Origin of the sequence: Pseudomonas putida S13.1.2 (genome assembly GCF_000498395.2) — a bacterium.
GTDB classification, from domain to species: Bacteria; Pseudomonadota; Gammaproteobacteria; order Pseudomonadales; family Pseudomonadaceae; genus Aquipseudomonas; species Aquipseudomonas putida_Q.
Genome location: NZ_CP010979.1, coordinates 4,549,356 through 4,566,933 on the forward strand (window position 1 = coordinate 4,549,356; position 17,578 = coordinate 4,566,933).

16 protein-coding genes are annotated in these 17,578 nt (G+C 61.7%); 13 read left to right on the top strand and 3 right to left on the bottom strand.

Annotation, left to right across the window (positions count from 1 at the left end; translation table 11 throughout):
• Positions 1-116: 116 nt before the first annotated feature.
• The 11 genes from N805_RS20220 (at position 117) to N805_RS20270 (ending at position 14,137) form a co-directional block, all read left to right on the top strand.
• The gene (locus N805_RS20220; protein ID WP_026034336.1) at positions 117-2,918 is read left to right on the top strand and encodes an LPS-assembly protein LptD; all 2,802 of its coding nucleotides are present in this window, start codon (positions 117-119) and stop codon (positions 2,916-2,918) included.
• Positions 2,899-4,218 (top strand): peptidylprolyl isomerase SurA, encoded by a 1,320-nt coding sequence (gene surA / locus N805_RS20225; protein WP_033691800.1) that lies wholly within the window; start codon positions 2,899-2,901, stop codon positions 4,216-4,218. The genes N805_RS20220 and surA overlap by 20 nt, the downstream gene beginning before the upstream one ends.
• Entirely contained in the window at positions 4,215-5,204 is a 990-nt protein-coding gene (pdxA, locus tag N805_RS20230; protein WP_019470212.1) for a 4-hydroxythreonine-4-phosphate dehydrogenase PdxA, read from the top strand. The genes surA and pdxA overlap by 4 nt, the downstream gene beginning before the upstream one ends.
• Positions 5,201-6,004, top strand: a complete 804-nt coding sequence (gene rsmA / locus N805_RS20235; RefSeq protein WP_019470211.1) for a 16S rRNA (adenine(1518)-N(6)/adenine(1519)-N(6))-dimethyltransferase RsmA — start codon at positions 5,201-5,203, stop codon at positions 6,002-6,004. The genes pdxA and rsmA overlap by 4 nt, the downstream gene beginning before the upstream one ends.
• Before the next feature lie 199 nt (positions 6,005-6,203).
• Positions 6,204-6,584 (top strand): Co2+/Mg2+ efflux protein ApaG, encoded by a 381-nt coding sequence (gene apaG / locus N805_RS20240; protein WP_019470210.1) that lies wholly within the window; start codon positions 6,204-6,206, stop codon positions 6,582-6,584.
• Positions 6,584-7,450 (top strand): symmetrical bis(5'-nucleosyl)-tetraphosphatase, encoded by an 867-nt coding sequence (locus N805_RS20245; RefSeq protein WP_019470209.1) that lies wholly within the window; start codon positions 6,584-6,586, stop codon positions 7,448-7,450. Before apaG ends, N805_RS20245 begins: the two co-directional genes overlap by 1 nt.
• 14 nt (positions 7,451-7,464) lie before the next feature.
• Entirely contained in the window at positions 7,465-7,797 is a 333-nt protein-coding gene (gene glpE / locus N805_RS20250) for a thiosulfate sulfurtransferase GlpE (RefSeq protein WP_019470208.1), read from the top strand.
• A 284-nt stretch (positions 7,798-8,081) separates the two neighbouring features.
• Positions 8,082-10,004: a PrkA family serine protein kinase gene (locus tag N805_RS20255; protein ID WP_016497703.1), complete on the top strand. Its 1,923-nt coding sequence runs from the start codon at positions 8,082-8,084 to the stop codon at positions 10,002-10,004.
• 131 nt (positions 10,005-10,135) lie between these two features.
• A complete protein-coding gene (locus tag N805_RS20260) occupies positions 10,136-11,410 on the top strand; it encodes a YeaH/YhbH family protein (RefSeq protein WP_019470207.1) in 1,275 nt (424 codons plus the stop codon).
• Positions 11,407-12,975: a SpoVR family protein gene (locus N805_RS20265; protein WP_019470206.1), complete on the top strand. Its 1,569-nt coding sequence runs from the start codon at positions 11,407-11,409 to the stop codon at positions 12,973-12,975. Before N805_RS20260 ends, N805_RS20265 begins: the two co-directional genes overlap by 4 nt.
• Positions 12,976-13,030: 55 nt before the next feature.
• Entirely contained in the window at positions 13,031-14,137 is a 1,107-nt protein-coding gene (locus N805_RS20270) for a multifunctional CCA addition/repair protein (protein ID WP_019470205.1), read from the top strand.
• A 227-nt stretch (positions 14,138-14,364) separates the two neighbouring features.
• Here the strand turns inward: N805_RS20270 and folK are convergent, their stop codons facing one another.
• Positions 14,365-14,874, bottom strand: coding sequence for a 2-amino-4-hydroxy-6-hydroxymethyldihydropteridine diphosphokinase (gene folK / locus N805_RS20275; protein WP_019471282.1), 510 nt, complete (start codon positions 14,872-14,874; stop codon positions 14,365-14,367).
• Entirely contained in the window at positions 14,865-15,221 is a 357-nt protein-coding gene (folB, locus tag N805_RS20280) for a dihydroneopterin aldolase (RefSeq protein ID WP_019471281.1), read from the bottom strand. Before folB ends, folK begins: the two co-directional genes overlap by 10 nt.
• A gap of 74 nt (positions 15,222-15,295) precedes the next feature.
• On the opposite strand from folB, the gene plsY reads away from it, so the two are divergent.
• Positions 15,296-15,865 carry a glycerol-3-phosphate 1-O-acyltransferase PlsY gene (gene plsY, locus N805_RS20285; RefSeq protein ID WP_019471280.1) on the top strand — a complete coding sequence of 190 codons (570 nt, stop codon included), beginning with the start codon at positions 15,296-15,298 and terminating at the stop codon, positions 15,863-15,865.
• A gap of 17 nt (positions 15,866-15,882) precedes the next feature.
• Here plsY and tsaD read toward each other — a convergent pair whose 3' ends face one another.
• Positions 15,883-16,908, bottom strand: a complete 1,026-nt coding sequence (gene tsaD / locus N805_RS20290) for a tRNA (adenosine(37)-N6)-threonylcarbamoyltransferase complex transferase subunit TsaD (protein ID WP_019471279.1) — start codon at positions 16,906-16,908, stop codon at positions 15,883-15,885.
• A gap of 204 nt (positions 16,909-17,112) precedes the next feature.
• On the opposite strand from tsaD, the gene rpsU reads away from it, so the two are divergent.
• Positions 17,113-17,328 (top strand): 30S ribosomal protein S21, encoded by a 216-nt coding sequence (gene rpsU / locus N805_RS20295; RefSeq protein WP_003255575.1) that lies wholly within the window; start codon positions 17,113-17,115, stop codon positions 17,326-17,328.
• The last annotated feature ends 250 nt before the right edge of the window (positions 17,329-17,578 follow it).

Below are 17,578 nucleotides of genomic sequence, written 5' to 3' on the forward strand. Positions count from 1 at the left end.
ACGGCCCTAGCCGTCAAGCGGGTCATGCTTTATTATCCAGCATCTTTTTCAGACCATCGAGAGGCGTGCGGCCCCACACGCGGGCAGATGGCACGCAGGAAGCCCGGACTAATAAGATGGCATTGAAATCCCCCGCGTTTCGTAGAAAGTTTCCGTTGCTGGTAACCGGCGGTCTGCTGGCCCTGCAACCTCTGGCCACCTCATACGTAGTGGCAGCCGAACAGTTCGACTGCCAAGTGTCCGCCTCCGGTGGTTGGGACTGCAAGCCCAAAGCGCCAGTCAACAACCTGCCGCCGCGCCCGGTGCACGACGGTGCGGCCGTCAGCTCTGGCACAGAAGCCGCGAGCGAAGCCGACACCGCAGACCGGCCGATGCTGGTCACCGAGGCCAAAGGCCGTGGCCTGAAATCGCGCAGCGAAGACTACAGCCACCTGGACTGGGTGCCGCGTGAAAAGCTCACCGCCGCGCAGCTGGCCGAAACCGGCCCGTACTGCGGCGGCGCCTATATCGAGCCTACCCGCCCGGGCATGGCCGATACCACGCCGAAGGATGAGTCGCCGACTTACATCAACGCCAAGGTATCCAAGTACCAGCAGGAGCAGCAAATCGCGACTCTCGCCGGTGACGTGGTAATGCGCCAGGGCAGCATGCAGGCCGAGGCCGACGAGGCCAACCTCTACCAGACCGAAAACCGTGGCGAGCTCAAGGGCAACGTCAAGATCCGTGACAACGGTTCGCTGGTGGTCGGTGACGAGGCACAGATCCAGCTCGACACCGGCGAAGCCCAGGTCGACAACGCCGAATACGTGATGCACAAGTCGCACATCCGCGGCAGTGCCCTGTACGCCAAACGTGGCGAAAACGCCATCATCCGCCTCAAGGACGGTACGTACACCACCTGCGAACCGGGCAGCAACGCCTGGCAGTTGAAGGGCAACAACATCACCCTGAACCCGGCCACCGGTTTCGGCACCGCGACCAACGTTACGCTGCGGGTCAAGGATTTCCCGGTGTTCTATACACCGTACATCTACTTCCCGATCGACGACCGTCGCCAGTCCGGCTTCCTGCCGCCATCGTTCAGCACCAGCAGCGACACCGGCTTCATGCTGGTCACGCCGTACTACTTCAACCTGGCGCCCAACTACGACGCCACGTTGTACCCGCGTTACATGACCAAACGCGGCCTGTTGATGGAAGGCGAGTTCCGCTACCTGACGCCTTCGAGCGAAGGCCAGTTTGGCGGCGCGTACCTGAACGACAAGGACGACGACCGCAAAGACCAGACTGACTACAAAGAACAGCGCTGGATGGTCAACTGGCAGCACAAGGGTGGCCTGGACGAGCGCCTGATGACCGAGGTGAACTACACCGACATCAGCGACCCGTTCTACTTCCAGGACCTGGAATCCGACCAGATCGGCGTTGAAAGCAAGGACCTCCTTGACCAGCAAGGTGCGTTGACGTGGCGTGGCGACAGCTACACGGCACGCTTGAACGTGCACGCCTACGAGATGGCCACCATTTCGCAGATCACGCCGTACGATCGCCTGCCGCAGCTCACGCTCAATGGCACGCTGCCTTACCAGCCAGGCGGTTTGAACTTTGGTTACGAAACTGAAGCCGTTCGCTTTGATCGTGACCTGAAAGACGACTTCGTCCTGGACAAAGACGGCAACCCTGACTTCTCTGCCGGTGCTGCAGGCCGTCGCCTGGACCAGAACGTCAGCGGCATTGCCCGCGCCAACGGCAACCGCTTCAACGTTGCGCCGTCGATCAGCTTGCCGATGGAAGCCAGCTACGGTTACCTCACGCCCAAGCTGAAGTATGCGTACACCCACTACGACCTGGACCTGGACAGCGAGGGCAAAGCCCAGGCAATCGCGCAGTCGGCAAACCCGGCGTATGGCAGCTACAACAGCTCGCTGAACCGCGATGTACCCATCTTCAGCGTGGACAGTGGTCTCTACTTCGACCGCAATACTTCGTTGTTCGGCACCGACTACAAACAAACCCTCGAGCCGCGCCTGTTCTATCTGTATGTCCCGAACAAGGACCAGAAGGACATTCCGCTGTTCGATACGGGCGAAACCCTGTTCAGCTACGACTCGCTGTTCCGAGACAACCGCTTCAGCGGTAGCGACCGTATCGGCGACGAGAACAAGCTTTCGCTGGGTGTGACCACCCGCTGGATCGAAGACAACGGTTTCGAGCGTCAGAACTTCAGCATCGGCCAGGCCTACTACTTCAAGGACCGCAAGGTCCAGCTGCCGGGCATCGACTACCGCGACCGCAAGGATGCACAGTCCGATGTGTCGCCATACGCGCTGGTGTACAACTATTACTTCAACCGCGACTGGCGCTTCAATTCGGACTTCAACTGGGACCCGGACAGCCGCAGCACCCGCTCGGGCAGCGCGATGTTCCACTACCAGCCTGAAGACAACCCGAACAAGGTGGTCAACCTTGGCTATCGCTACCGCAATGACACCATTGCCTACGACTCGACCACGGGCACGTGGAAAGTGGGCGGTGGCGACTACGGTACACCGGGCGACCCGAACTACATCAAGGACTACTACAAGATCCAGCAGCATGACTTCTCGGTCATCTGGCCGATCGTTCCGCAGTGGAGCGTCATCGCCCGCTGGCAGCATGACTACAACCGCAACCGCACCCTGGAAGCCATGGGTGGTTTCGAATACGACAACTGCTGCTGGAAGCTGCGCCTGATCAACCGCTACTGGATCGATTACGACGATTTCAGCCAGGCGCTTCCGCAGAACGAAAAAGGCGACCACGGCATCTTCCTTCAGATCGTTCTGAAAGGCCTAGGTGGCGTAGTGGGCAACAAGGTCGAATCTTTCCTCGACCAAGGCATTCAAGGTTACCGTGAACGTGAAGACCAAGCTTATTGATCGTCTGCGCCCAGTGTTGCTGGGCGCCGCTTTGCTGAGTGGCGCGGTGCATGCCGCGGTACAACCTCTTGATCGCGTGGTGGCCATCGTCGACAACGACGTGGTCATGCAAAGCCAGCTGAACCAGCGCGTGCATGAGGTGCAGCAAACCATCGCCAAGCGCGGCGGCGGCGTGCCGCCGACCAGCGCTCTGGAACAGCAGGTGCTGGAACGCCTGATCGTCGAGAACCTGCAGCTGCAGATCGGCGAGCGTTCGGGCATCCGCATCACCGACGAAGAGCTGAACCAGGCCATCGGTACCATTGCCCAGCGCAATGGCATGTCCCTGGACCAGTTCCGCGCCGCCCTGGCCCGTGACGGCCTGTCGTTCGATGACGCTCGCGAGCAGGTCAAGCGCGAGATGATCATCAGCCGCGTGCGTCAGCGTCGCGTGGCCGAACGCATCCAGGTGTCGGAGCAGGAAGTGAAGAACTTCCTCAACTCCGACATGGGCAAGATGCAGATGTCGGAAGAGTACCGCTTGGCCAACATCCTCATCCCGACCCCGGAAGCCGCCAGCTCGGATGATATCCAGAAGGCAGCGCGCAAGGTCGGAGACGTGTACCAGCAGCTGCGCCAGGGCGCCGACTTCGGCCAGATGGCGATTGCCAACTCGGCTAGCGAAAACGCCCTGGAAGGCGGCGAGATGGGCTGGCGTAAAGCCGGCCAGCTGCCACCAGACTTCGCCAAGATGCTCAGCAGCATGCCGGTCGGTGAAATCACCCAGCCTATTCGCATCCCAAACGGCTTCATCATCCTCAAGCTCGAGGAGAAGCGCGGTGGCAGCGAGAACGTGCTGCGTGACGAAGTGCATGTACGCCACATCCTGATCAAGCCAAGTGAAATCCGCAGCGAAGCGGCCACCGAGCAACTGGCCGAGCGCCTGTACGATCGCATCAAGAACGGCGAAGACTTCGGCGAGCTGGCGAAGAGCTTCTCGGAAGACCCGGGTTCGGCGCTCAACGGCGGCGACCTCAACTGGGTAGACCCGAACAGCCTGGTACCGGAGTTCCGCGAACAGATGGCCAACGCCCAGCAAGGCGAAGTGACCAAACCGTTCAAGACCCAGTACGGCTGGCACGTTCTGGAAGTGCTGGGCCGCCGCGCCACCGACAGCACCGAACAGGCACGTGAGCAACAGGCCCAGAGCGTCCTGCGCAACCGCAAGTACGACGAAGAGCTGCAAACCTGGCTGCGCCAGATTCGCGACGAAGCCTACGTTGAAATCAAGCTGCCTGGCGCTGACCAGGCCGCCCAGTGAAGCCCCAGCGCTTCGCCGTCACCCCTGGCGAGCCTGCCGGCATAGGTCCCGACCTGTGCCTGCTGCTCGCCGCAGACGCCCAGCCCCACCCCCTGATCGCCATCACCAGCCGTGACCTGCTCGCCGAGCGGGCCACGCAGCTGGGGCTAGCCGTCAGCCTGCTGCCAGTCGCCCCGGGCCAATGGCCCGACCGGCCGGCACCCGCGGGCAGCCTGTACGTGTGGGATACCCCGCTTGCAGCCCCGGTAGTGCCAGGCCAGCTCGACAAAGCCAACGCGGCGTTCGTGCTGGAAACCCTGACCCGCGCCGGGCAAGGCTGCCTCGATGGGCATTTTGCCGGGATGATCACCGCCCCTGTGCACAAGGGCGTGATCAACGAAAGCGGTATCGCCTTCTCCGGGCATACCGAGTTCCTTGCCGAGCTGACCCAGACCGCGCAGGTGGTAATGATGCTGGCCACCCGCGGCCTGCGCGTGGCCCTTGTAACCACGCACCTGCCGCTGCGTGATATTGCCGACGCCATCACTGCCGAGCGCGTCGAACGTGTAACCCGTATCCTGCATGCCGACATGCGCGACAAGTTCGGCATTGCCAACCCGCGCATACTGGTGTGCGGCCTCAACCCGCACGCGGGCGAGGGCGGCCACCTGGGCCGCGAGGAAATCGACATCATCGAGCCGACCTTGGCCCGCCTGCGCACCGAAGGCATGGACCTGCGCGGGCCGCTGCCGGCCGATACCCTGTTTACCCCCAAATATCTGGAGCACTGCGACGCGGTGCTGGCGATGTACCACGACCAAGGCCTGCCTGTACTCAAGTACAAAGGTTTCGGCGCTGCAGTCAACGTGACCCTGGGCCTGCCGATCATCCGCACGTCGGTCGACCACGGCACCGCCCTGGACCTCGCCGGCACCGGCAACGTCGACACCGGCAGCCTGCGCGTCGCGCTGGAAACCGCCTACCAGATGGCCGAGAACCGAACATGAACGAGCAATACCAACACCGGGCACGCAAGCGCTTCGGCCAGAACTTCCTGCACGACGCCGGCATCATCGACCGCATCCTGCGTGCCATCAACGCTAAGGCCGGCGAACACCTGCTGGAAATCGGCCCGGGCCAGGGCGCCCTGACCGAAGGCCTGCTGGGCAGCGGTGCACAACTGGACGTGGTGGAGCTGGACAAGGACCTGGTGCCGATCCTGCAGCACAAGTTTGCTAACCGCTCCAATTTCCGCCTGCACCAGGGCGACGCCCTGAAGTTCGACTTCAACCAGCTGGGCGTGCCACCGCGCAGCCTCAAGGTGGTGGGCAACCTGCCCTACAACATTTCCACCCCGCTGATCTTCCACCTGCTCAGCCATGCCGGGCTGATCCGCGACATGCACTTCATGCTGCAAAAGGAAGTGGTCGAGCGCATGGCCGCTGGCCCTGGCGGTGGGGACTGGGGGCGTTTGTCGATCATGGTGCAGTACCACTGCCGCGTCGAACACCTGTTCAACGTGGGCCCTGGCGCCTTCAACCCGCCGCCGAAAGTGGACTCGGCCATCGTCCGCCTGGTGCCGCACGAAGTGCTGCCGTTCCCGGCCAAGGACCACCTGCTGCTGGAGCGCGTCGTTCGCGAAGCCTTCAACCAGCGGCGCAAGACACTGCGCAATACCCTGAAAGGCCTGCTCGACAGCGCGGCCATCGAGGCAGCCGGCGTGGATGGCAGCCTGCGGCCCGAACAGCTGGACCTGGCGGCCTTTGTGCGCCTGGCTGACCAGCTGGCTGATCAGCAACCAGCCTGATCCAGCCTGTACTGGCCTCTTCGCGGGCTTGCCCGCTCCCACAGGTAAATCACCCCCTGCAAATGTGGTGAAAACCTGTGGGAGCGGGCATGCCCGCGAAGAGGCCAGTACATGCACCCCCAAGTCCCCACACCGCTGGCCCTCCCCCCTCCCAATGGCCTAGACTGCATTATTGCGTCAGCTCGCCCAAGGCCATTGCATGTCCGATCCTCGCTATCTGATCGACGTCAGCGTCGTGACCCGCTACCTGAAAGAACAATCCGACCCCGAAAACAGTCGTTTCGCTTTCGCCTACACCATTACCGTGCAGAACAATGGCTCGCTCAAGGCGAAGCTGCTGTCACGCCACTGGCTGATCACCAATGGTGATGGCGAGGTGGAGGAAGTACGCGGCTCCGGCGTGGTTGGCCAGCAACCCAACATCGACCCGGGCCAGAGCCACACCTATAGCAGCGGTGCGGTAATCACCACCCGCGTTGGCACCATGCAGGGCAGTTACCAGATGTTCGCCGAAGACGGTAAGCGCTTCGACGCCGAGATCGCCCCCTTCCGCCTCGCGGTGCCCGGGGCGCTGCACTGATGGCAACCTACGCCGTCGGTGACCTGCAGGGTTGCCTGCAACCCCTCAAGTGCCTGCTCGACCGTGTCGGTTTCAACCCGGCCGTCGACCGCCTGTGGCTGGTCGGCGACCTGGTCAACCGCGGCCCCGAATCACTGGAAACCCTGCGCTTCCTGTATTCGATCCGCCAGTCGCTGGTCTGCGTGCTGGGCAACCATGACCTGCACCTGCTGGCTGCCTGGCACAACGTCGAGCGCCTGAAGAAAAGCGACACGCTGCGCGAGGTTATCGAAGCACCGGACGCCGATCAGCTGTTCCACTGGCTGCGCCAGCAAAAACTGCTGCATTACGACGAGGCACGCGGCATTGCCATGGCGCACGCCGGCATCCCGCCACAGTGGACGCTCGGCCAGGCCCTTGGTCTTGCGGCCGAGGTGGAAGAAGTACTGCGCGACGATGGCCGCCTGAAGCTGTACCTCGACGGCATGTACGGCAACGAGCCGAACAAGTGGAGCAAGAACCTTACCGGCATCGAACGCCTGCGGGTCATTACCAACTACTTCACACGCATGCGCTTCTGCACCGCCGAGGGCAAACTCGACCTCAAGAGCAAGGAAGGCCTGGGCACCGCGCCCAAGGGTTACAAGCCCTGGTTTGCTCACAAGGACCGCCGCTCGCGGCATGTAAAGATCATCTTCGGCCACTGGGCCGCCCTCGAAGGCCGCGTCAGCGAGCCAGGCGTCATCGCCCTGGACACCGGCTGCGTGTGGGGCGGCGCCATGACCCTGTACAACGTCGACAGCGGCGAATACCACCGCTGTGACTGCGCCGACGACGGCACCCTGCGCCAGCCGGCACAACCCACTACACTCAACGTCCACACCTGAAGGAAGTAGTACCCATGAGCGAATTCAAGCGCATCCCTCCCGAGCAGGCCTTGGAGCTTCGCAAGCAAGAAGGTGCGGTCGTCGTCGACATTCGCGACTCGCAAGCCTTCGCCGCCGGCCACATCACCGGTGCCCGGCACCTGGATAACCATTCGGTTGCCGATTTCATCCGCAGCGCCGACCTCGACGCACCTACCCTGGTGGTCTGCTACCACGGCAACTCCAGCCAGAGCGCTGCCGCCTACCTGGTCGGCCAGGGCTTTTCCGACGTGTACAGCGTGGACGGCGGCTTTGAACTGTGGCGCGCCACCTACCCGGCCGAGACCGCCCAAGGCGCCGCCGAATAAATATTTTCATTTTTACTGCAGCCCGCGCCCTGTGCGGGCTTGCGGCTTATCTGACGAACGGTCGTTCGCAACTTCTCCGCCCCGCCGCCTTGAACTTACCGATAACCAACTATTCTTAAGCGCAGGCCATCCAGAAAAAGGGGAGAGCCGGTACACCGGCGTGCGGGTCATCGGTAGCGTTACAGGGTGTTCTGGGGGGTATACAGCAGCCGGCAAAACCGGTTGCATGCCAGCATCAGCTGACTGATCCGGCGTCGTCTCCACGTATCGAGCGAGGTGACGTCATGAGTATTTTTAGCCACTTCCAACAACGTTTCGAGTCCACGCGCCAGGAAGAACTCTCGCTGCAGGAGTACCTCGAGCTGTGCAAAGGGGATCGCAGTGCCTACGCATCGGCGGCCGAACGGCTGTTGCTGGCCATAGGTGAGCCAGAGCTGATCGACACCTCTACCAACTCCAGGCTGTCGCGCATCTTCTCCAACAAGGTTATCCGCCGCTATCCGGCCTTTGCCGACTTCCATGGCATGGAAGAGTGCATCGACCAGATCGTTTCTTATTTCCGCCACGCCGCCCAAGGCCTGGAAGAAAAGAAACAGATCCTCTATCTGCTGGGCCCGGTGGGCGGCGGTAAATCGTCGCTGGCCGAAAAACTCAAGCAGCTGATGGAAAAGGTCCCGTTTTATGCCATCAAGGGCTCGCCGGTATTCGAGTCGCCCCTGGGGTTGTTCAACGCCACCGAAGACGGGGCCATCCTCGAGGAGGAGTACGGCATCTCGCGGCGCTACCTGAACACCATCATGTCGCCCTGGGCCACCAAACGCCTGCAGGAGTTCGGCGGCGACATCAGCAAGTTCAAAGTGGTCAAGCTGTACCCGTCGATCCTCAACCAGATTGCCATCGCCAAGACCGAGCCGGGCGACGAGAACAACCAGGACATTTCCGCCCTGGTGGGCAAGGTCGATATTCGCAAACTTGAGGAATTCCCGCAGAACGACGCCGATGCCTACAGCTATTCGGGCGCGCTCTGCCGGGCCAACCAGGGCCTGATGGAATTCGTCGAGATGTTCAAGGCGCCGATCAAGGTCCTGCACCCACTGCTCACGGCCACTCAGGAAGGCAACTACAACAGTACCGAGGGGCTTGGTGCCATTCCCTACACCGGCATCCTGTTGGCCCACTCCAACGAATCGGAGTGGCACACCTTCCGCAACAACAAGAACAACGAGGCGTTCATCGACCGGATCTACATCGTCAAGGTGCCGTACTGCCTGCGCGTCAGCGATGAGATCAAGATCTACGACAAGTTGCTGATCAACAGCTCGCTGGCCAAGGCCCATTGCGCGCCCGACACCCTCAAGATGCTGGCCCAGTTCACCGTACTTTCGCGCCTCAAGGAGCCAGAGAACTCCAACATCTACTCGAAGATGCGCGTCTACGACGGCGAAAACCTCAAGGACACCGACCCCAAGGCCAAGTCGATCCAGGAGTACCGCGACTCGGCAGGCGTCGACGAGGGCATGAACGGCCTGTCGACCCGCTTCGCCTTCAAGATCCTTTCCAAAGTCTTCAACTTCGACCCACACGAGATTGCGGCCAACCCCGTGCACCTGCTGTATGTGCTTGAGCAGCAGATCGAACAGGAACAGTTCCCTGCCGAAGTGCGCGAGCGTTACCTGCGCTACCTGAAGGAGTACCTGGCACCGCGCTATATCGAGTTCATCGGCAAGGAAATCCAGACCGCCTACCTGGAGTCCTACAGCGAATACGGCCAGAACATTTTCGACCGCTACGTGCTGTACGCCGACTTCTGGATCCAGGACCAGGAATACCGCGACCCGGAGACCGGCGAAATCCTCAACCGCATCGCCCTCAACGAAGAGCTGGAGAAGATCGAGAAACCGGCTGGCATCAGCAACCCGAAAGATTTCCGCAACGAAATCGTCAACTTCGTGCTGCGTGCCCGTGCCAACAACAATGGCAAGAACCCGAGCTGGCTGAGCTATGAAAAGCTGCGGGTGGTGATCGAGAAGAAAATGTTCTCCAACACCGAAGACCTGCTGCCAGTCATCAGCTTCAACGCCAAGGCCAGCAAGGAAGACCAACAGAAGCACAACGACTTCGTCACGCGCATGGTGGAGCGTGGCTACACCGACAAACAGGTTCGTCTGCTGTCGGAATGGTACCTGCGGGTCAGGAAATCGCAATAAAGCGACAAGCTACACACTGCGCGCCCAACGCTGGCAAGCCAGCCTTGGGCGGCAGCAGCTGCCTTGCTGCCTTTAGGTGCAGCGAGCCCGTAGCTTGAAGCGTGCAGCTGTTCCCAGCTACCGGAGGGACCATGAGCTACGTTATAGACCGACGCCTGAACGGCAAGAACAAGAGCACGGTCAACCGCCAGCGCTTCCTGCGGCGGTACCGTGAACACATCAAGAAAGCCGTCGAAGAGGCGGTAAGCCGCCGTTCCATCATGGACATGGAACATGGCGAGCAAATCAGCATTCCGGGGCGCGACATCGACGAACCCGTGCTCCACCACGGTCGCGGCGGCAAACAGACCGTCGTGCACCCTGGCAACAAGGAGTTCACTGCCGGCGAACATATCCCCAGGCCGCAAGGTGGTGGCGGGGGTGGCGGAGGCCGCGGCAAGGCGGGCAACTCCGGCGACGGCATGGACGATTTCGTCTTCCAGATCACCCAGGAAGAATTCCTCGAATTCATGTTCGAGGATCTCGAACTGCCCAACCTGGTCAAACGTCACCTGACCGGCACCGACACCTTCAAGACCGTACGCGCAGGTATCGCCAACGAGGGCAACCCGTCACGCATCAACATCGTGCGCACCTTGCGCTCGGCGCATGCCCGCCGTATCGCCCTGACCGGCAGCAGCCGCGCACTGCTGCGCGAAGCACAAAAGGAACTCGACCGCCTGCGGGTCGAGGAGCCGGACAACTTCACCGATATCCAGGAAGTCGAACAGGAAATCGAACGCCTGAAGGCACGCATCAATCGGCTGCCCTTCCTCGACACCTTCGACCTCAAGTACAACCTGCTGGTCAAGCAGCCCAACCCCAGTTCCAAGGCGGTGATGTTCTGCCTGATGGACGTGTCCGGCTCCATGACCCAGGCCACCAAGGACATCGCCAAGCGCTTCTTCATCCTGCTGTACCTGTTCCTCAAGCGTAACTACGACCGCATCGAGGTGGTGTTCATCCGCCACCACACCAGCGCCCGGGAAGTCGACGAGGAAGAGTTCTTCTACTCGCGGGAAACCGGCGGCACCATCGTTTCCAGCGCGCTAAAGCTGATGCAGGAGATCATGGCCGAACGCTACCCGGCCAGCGACTGGAACATCTACGCCGCCCAGGCTTCTGACGGCGACAACTGGAACGACGACTCGCCAATCTGCCGCGACATTCTGTCCAAGCAGATCATGCCGCACGTGCAGTACTACACTTACGTCGAGATCACCCCCCGTGAGCACCAGGCGCTGTGGTATGAATACGAACGCATCGGTGAAGCCTTCCCCGACACGTTCGCCCAGCAGCAGTTGGTATCGGCCGGCGATATCTACCCGGTCTTCCGTGAACTCTTCCAGCGCAGGTTAGCCACATGACCGCCAGAGCACAGAGACGCCAACCCATTTCCACCGGGTCCGAGTGGACGTTCGAGCTGATCCAGACCTACGACCGGGAAATCGGCCGCCTGGCCGAACGTTACGCCCTGGACACGTACCCCAACCAGATCGAGGTGATCACGGCCGAGCAGATGATGGACGCCTATGCCTCGGTCGGCATGCCACTGGGTTACCACCACTGGTCCTACGGCAAACAGTTCCTCAGCACAGAAAAGTCCTACAGCCGTGGCCAGATGGGCCTGGCCTACGAAATCGTGATCAACTCCGACCCCTGCATCGCCTACCTGATGGAAGAAAACACCATGTGCATGCAGGCACTGGTGATCGCCCATGCCTGCTATGGCCACAACAGCTTCTTCAAAGGCAACTACCTGTTCCGCACCTGGACCGACGCCAGCTCGATCATCGATTACCTGGTGTTTGCCAAGCAGTACATCGCCCAGTGCGAAGAGCGCCACGGCATAGATGCCGTGGAAGACCTGATCGACTCCTGCCATGCCCTGATGAACTACGGCGTGGACCGCTACAAGCGCCCCTACCCCATCTCCGCAGAAGAGGAACGGCGGCGCCAGAAGGAACGTGAGGAGCACCTGCAGCGCCAGATCAACGACCTGTGGCGCACCATCCCGAAAAGCGCCGAGAGGGGCAACGAACGCGATGAGGGGCGCTTCCCCGCCGAACCACAGGAGAACATCCTGTATTTCATCGAGAAGAATGCACCGCTGCTCGAACCCTGGCAGCGTGAAGTGGTGCGCATCGTGCGCAAGATCGCCCAGTACTTCTACCCGCAGCGCCAGACCCAGGTCATGAACGAAGGCTGGGCAACTTTCTGGCACTACACGCTGATGAACGACCTGTACGACGAGGGGCTGATCACCGAAGGCTTCATGATGGAGTTTTTGACGTCGCACACCAGCGTGGTGTTCCAGCCCGGCTTCGACAGCCCCTACTACAGCGGCATCAACCCTTACGCACTGGGCTTTGCGATGTATACCGACATACGGCGCATGTGCGAGAACCCGACCGAGGAAGATCGCCACTGGTTCCCCGACATTGCCGGCAGTGATTGGCTTTCTACCATCAAGTTTGCCATGAGCAGTTTCAAGGACGAGAGCTTCATCCTGCAGTACCTGTCGCCCAAGGTAATGCGTGACCTCAAGCTTTTCAGCATCCTCGATGACGACCAGCGCGACGACCTGTTGGTGCCCGCCATTCACGATGAAGCCGGCTACCGGGTGATTCGTGAACTGCTGGCCGCGCAGTACAACCTGGGTAACCGTGAACCGAACGTGCAAATCTGGAGCGTCGATCGTCGCGGCGACCGTTCGCTGACCCTGCGCCACCAGCAACACAACCGCAAACCGCTGGGCGACTCCACCGAGGAAGTGCTTAAGCACCTGCATCGCCTGTGGGGCTTCGATATCCACCTGGAAACCGTGCAGGGCGAGCAAGTGATGAAAACCCACCACATGCCACCCCGTGGCGAGCACGGCGAAAGCGCAGACTACGGGCGCATGGACCTGGCTGTCATTCACCACCTCTAGTGCACCGCCATAACGGCCGACGGGTTATCCTGTCGGCAGTTATGGAGAGCTGCACATGCACATCTACAAAGTCGGCGGCGCCGTGCGCGACCGCCTGCTCGGCCGCCCCGTCAGTGATATTGACTGGCTGGTGGTAGGCGCCACCGTCGAAGAAATGCACGCCAAAGGCTATAGGCCGGTGGGCGCCGACTTTCCGGTGTTCCTGCACCCGCAAACCGGCGAGGAATACGCCTTGGCTCGTACCGAGCGCAAGAGCGGGCGCGGTTATGGCGGGTTCACCTTTCACGCCAGCCCTGACGTCACCCTGGAAGAAGACCTGATCCGCCGTGACCTGACCATCAACGCGATGGCCGAGGACGAAGCGGGCACAGTGTACGATCCCCACCATGGCCAAGACGATCTAGATAATCGAATTTTGCGCCACGTTTCTCCGGCATTTGCCGAAGATCCCTTGCGTGTTTTGCGCGTAGCGCGCTTTGCAGCCCGGTATGCACCGCTGGGTTTTCGGGTTGCCGAAGAAACGCTGGAACTGATGCGCCAGATCAGCGCCTCTGGCGAGTTGCAGGCGTTGACTGCCGAGCGCAGCTGGAAGGAAATCGAGCGGGCGCTGATGGAGGCACAGCCCCAGGTGTTCTTCCAGGTGCTGCGCGATTGCGACGCCCTGCAGGCCCTGCTGCCTGAGCTAGTTGGCGATGCCCAGGCCTTGGCAGCGCTGGAGCAGGCAGCGGCGCATGAACAGCCCCTGCACGTGCGCTGGGCCTGCCTGCTGCGCGGGCTGGCTCCCGCATCGATCAAAGCCGTCAACCAGCGCCTGAAGGCGCCACGGGAATGCCAGGAACTGGCCCTGCTGACAGGCGAATGCCTGGCGCAGGCCAATCAGGCGCTGGAACTGCCTGCCACGGCACTGCTGGAGCTGTTGCAAAAGTTCGATGTGTACCGACGGCCGCAGCGGTTTGACGATTTTGTGGTCGTTTGCGAGATGGCGGCGCTGGGCGATGGCAAGCAGGGTTATCCACAGGCCGATTACCTGCGAGGCGCAGCAGCGGCCGCGCGAGCGGTGGAGGTGAAGCCGCTGGTGCAGGCCGGGCTGACGGGCCAGGCACTGGGCGAAGCACTCAAGGCTGAGCGGCTGAAAGCACTTGAGGCTTACCAACTCGGCTGACCATACCGGCCCCTTCGCGGCTAAAGCCGCTCCCACAGGTACAGCGTGGGCCCGATGTTGGCGCCGCACCTGTGGGAGCGGGCGCGCCCGCGAATACCCCAACCCGCTGTATGGCACCGGCTTCGCCGGTGTTCGCGGGCATGCCCGCTCCCACAGGTACAGCGTGGGCGCGAAACCTGCGCTGTCCTTGTGGGAGCGGCTTTAGCCGCGAAAGGGCCGGAACAGGCTTAAGCGGGAGTCAGCTGCAACCCGCGCCACTCAAAGGCGACCGGGGCCAGTACCTGGTCAATCTGTGCCTCTTGCCACAACTGGGCCATGGTCTTGCCCGCGCCCGGATGCATCAGCTGAGGGGCCAGCAACGACAGCGGCCACAGCACGAAAGCGTTCTTCAGGATCTCGGCCCTAGGCAGCACCAGCCCATCGAAGGTGCCGTGCAGATCGTCATACATCAGCACATCGATATCCAGCGGCAGCCCTTTGCGGTCCGGCGCGTAACGGCCATTGTCGGCCTCGATGAACTTCAGCCGACGGTCCAGTTCGATCAGCGGCAGTGCGGTTTGCCCGGTCACCACGAAATTGATGAACGGCCCGCTCTTGATCCCCACCGGCTGGCTTTCGAACACCGGCGAGCAACGCATGTCGGTGAGGATGCCCGCCAACGCATCGAGCCCGGCACACAAATGCGCCTCACGGTCGATGTTGCTGCCAAGGCCCAGGTAAACCGTGCTCAGAGACATCCGCGCTCGATCTCCACGCCAACACCGCCACGGGCCGCCGGAACCGCACCCGGCTTGGTCAGCTTCAACCGCACCCAAGGGATGTGGAATTCTTCCATCAAGGTCGCTACCAGGCGCTCGGCAAAGGTTTCCACCAACTCGAAACGCGCCTGCTCGGCAAACGCCTGGATGCGCGCCGAAACGCTGGCATAGTCCAGCGCCAGGCTCAGGTCGTCACCCGCTGCGGCCGGGCGGTTGTCCCAGGCAAAGCTCAGGTCCAGGCGCAAGCACTGGCGAATATCCCGCTCCCAGTCATAGGCACCGATGACGGTATCGACTTCCAGGCCTTCGATGAACACTCTGTCCAAGCACTTCTCTCCACAGCACGACAAGGGCGACTGGCGCCGTTAGAATCAGGGCGTCCTCGCCCGGAATAGTTAGCATGTTTTGGTTACTGGCGTTGTTCGCCTACCTGCTCGGCTCGCTGTCCTTCGCCATTCTCCTCAGCCGCCTCTCGGGCAGCCCGGACCCGCGTTCCAGCGGCTCAGGCAATGCCGGCGCCACCAACATGCTACGCCTGGCAGGCCGTAAACTGGCGATCCTGACCCTGCTTGGCGACCTGTGCAAGGGCCTTTTGCCGGTATTGCTCGCCCGCCTTGCCGAGCTGGACCTGCATGCGCAGGCCTGGGTGGGCGTATGCGCGGTGCTGGGCCACCTGTTCCCCCTGTACTTCCGCTTTCAGGGCGGCAAGGGCGTGGCGACGGCTGCCGGCATGCTCATGGGCCTGTATTTTCCGGCCGCACTGCTGGCTATCGGCGCCTGGCTGCTGACCTTCTACCTCACCCGCACCAGCTCGCTGGCAGCACTTGTTGCCACACCACTGACCTTGCCATTACTGGCCTGGCGCGAGCCCGAAGCCCTGCTGCCAATCACCGTGCTGACCGTGATGATCGTATGGCGCCACCGCAAAAACCTGCGCGACCTGTTCGCGGGGCGCGAACGGCACTTCTGACCGTTCGGCTTCAAACGCTACAGCGGCGGCAACTGCTCCATCGGCCAGCGCGCCTGCACGCTGATCGCCAGGTCCTGCTGCTGCCCGGCCAACAGGCGCTGGCAACCGGCGTACGCGATCATCGCGCCGTTGTCGGTACAGAACTGCGGGCGCGCGTAATACACGTTGCCCTTGATGCTGGCGAGCATGTCCTCGAGGGAGGCGCGCAAAGCCTTGTTGGCACTCACGCCACCCGCGATGACCAGGCGCTTGAGGCCGGTCTGCTTGAGCGCCCGCTTGCACTTGATGGTCAAAGTCTCCACCACCGCCTGCTGGAATGCCAGGGACAGGTCGCAACGGGTTTGCTCACTGTCGTCGCCAGCGTTCTTGCATTGCTGCCAGGTGTTGAGGGCAAAGGTCTTGAGGCCGCTGAAGCTGAATTCCAGCCCTGGGCGATCAGTCATTGGCCGCGGGAACACGAAGCGCCCAGGTACCCCCTGCTCGGCCAGGCGCGCGATTTCCGGGCCGCCGGGGTAGTTCAGGCCGATCAGCTTGGCGGTCTTGTCGAACGCTTCGCCCGCAGCATCGTCCAAGCTCTCGCCCAGCAGCTCGTACTGACCGATGCCATCGACGCGTACCAGCTGGGTGTGGCCGCCTGAAACCAACAAAGCGACGAACGGAAACTCAGGTGGGTTTTGTTCCAGCATGGGCGCCAGCAAGTGGCCTTCCATGTGGTGCACGCCAATCGCCGGAATGTCCCAGGCAAAGGCCAGCGCCTGGGCGCAGGAGGCGCCCACCAGCAATGCGCCGACCAGGCCAGGACCCGCGGTGTAGGCAATGGCGTCGATCTCGGTGGCGACGCAACCGGCCTCCTCCAGCACCTGGCGGATCAGCGGCAACATGCGCTTTACGTGGTCTCGCGAGGCAAGCTCGGGCACCACACCGCCAAACACGCGGTGCAGGTCAATCTGGCTGAACAGTGCGTCGGCCAAAAGACCGCGCTCGCTGTCGTATAATGCGACGCCAGTTTCGTCGCAGGATGTTTCCAATCCCAGTACTAGCATGGGTTCGTCCCTTGTGGGGGCTGAATTCGAAGGCGCGCATGATAGTCCCCGTGTTGCATGCCGACCAGCGGTTTTCGATCAGAGGCTTTGCATTCCGGCTTGCTAAGGGTTAACATCCGCAACCCTTGAAAACCGACGTTCTCCAGCACACCTTTGTTTTGCCAGGAGCACGTCTACCCCGGTAATGAATTAAGGTAGCCCTGGATGCCAGCCGTCAAAGTTAAAGAGAACGAACCCTTCGACGTAGCTCTGCGTCGTTTCAAGCGCTCCTGCGAAAAAGCCGGTGTACTGGCTGAAGTTCGTAGCCGCGAGTTTTACGAGAAGCCGACCGCCGAGCGTAAGCGCAAAGCAGCTGCTGCTGTTAAGCGTCACGCCAAGAAAGTTCAGCGCGAACAGCGCCGCGCCGTTCGTCTGTACTAATACAGGCGTTCTACGCAAAGCTTCTGCCCTGCCCGGTTAACCACCGGGCGATGGCAGCGGTCGTTTCAAACTTGAGCAGCTAGCTCAAGGCCCTGCACAAGCTTCATGCGAACTGCACATGGGCAACCTGCCTGAAACGTCAGAGCTGGTCCTTCTTGCTGTATGACCAGACGTGCACGTCCGACTGACGGGCCCTTAGGGGCTGGCGACGAGCACACATTCCCTCGCACTTCCCCAATCAGCACTCGCC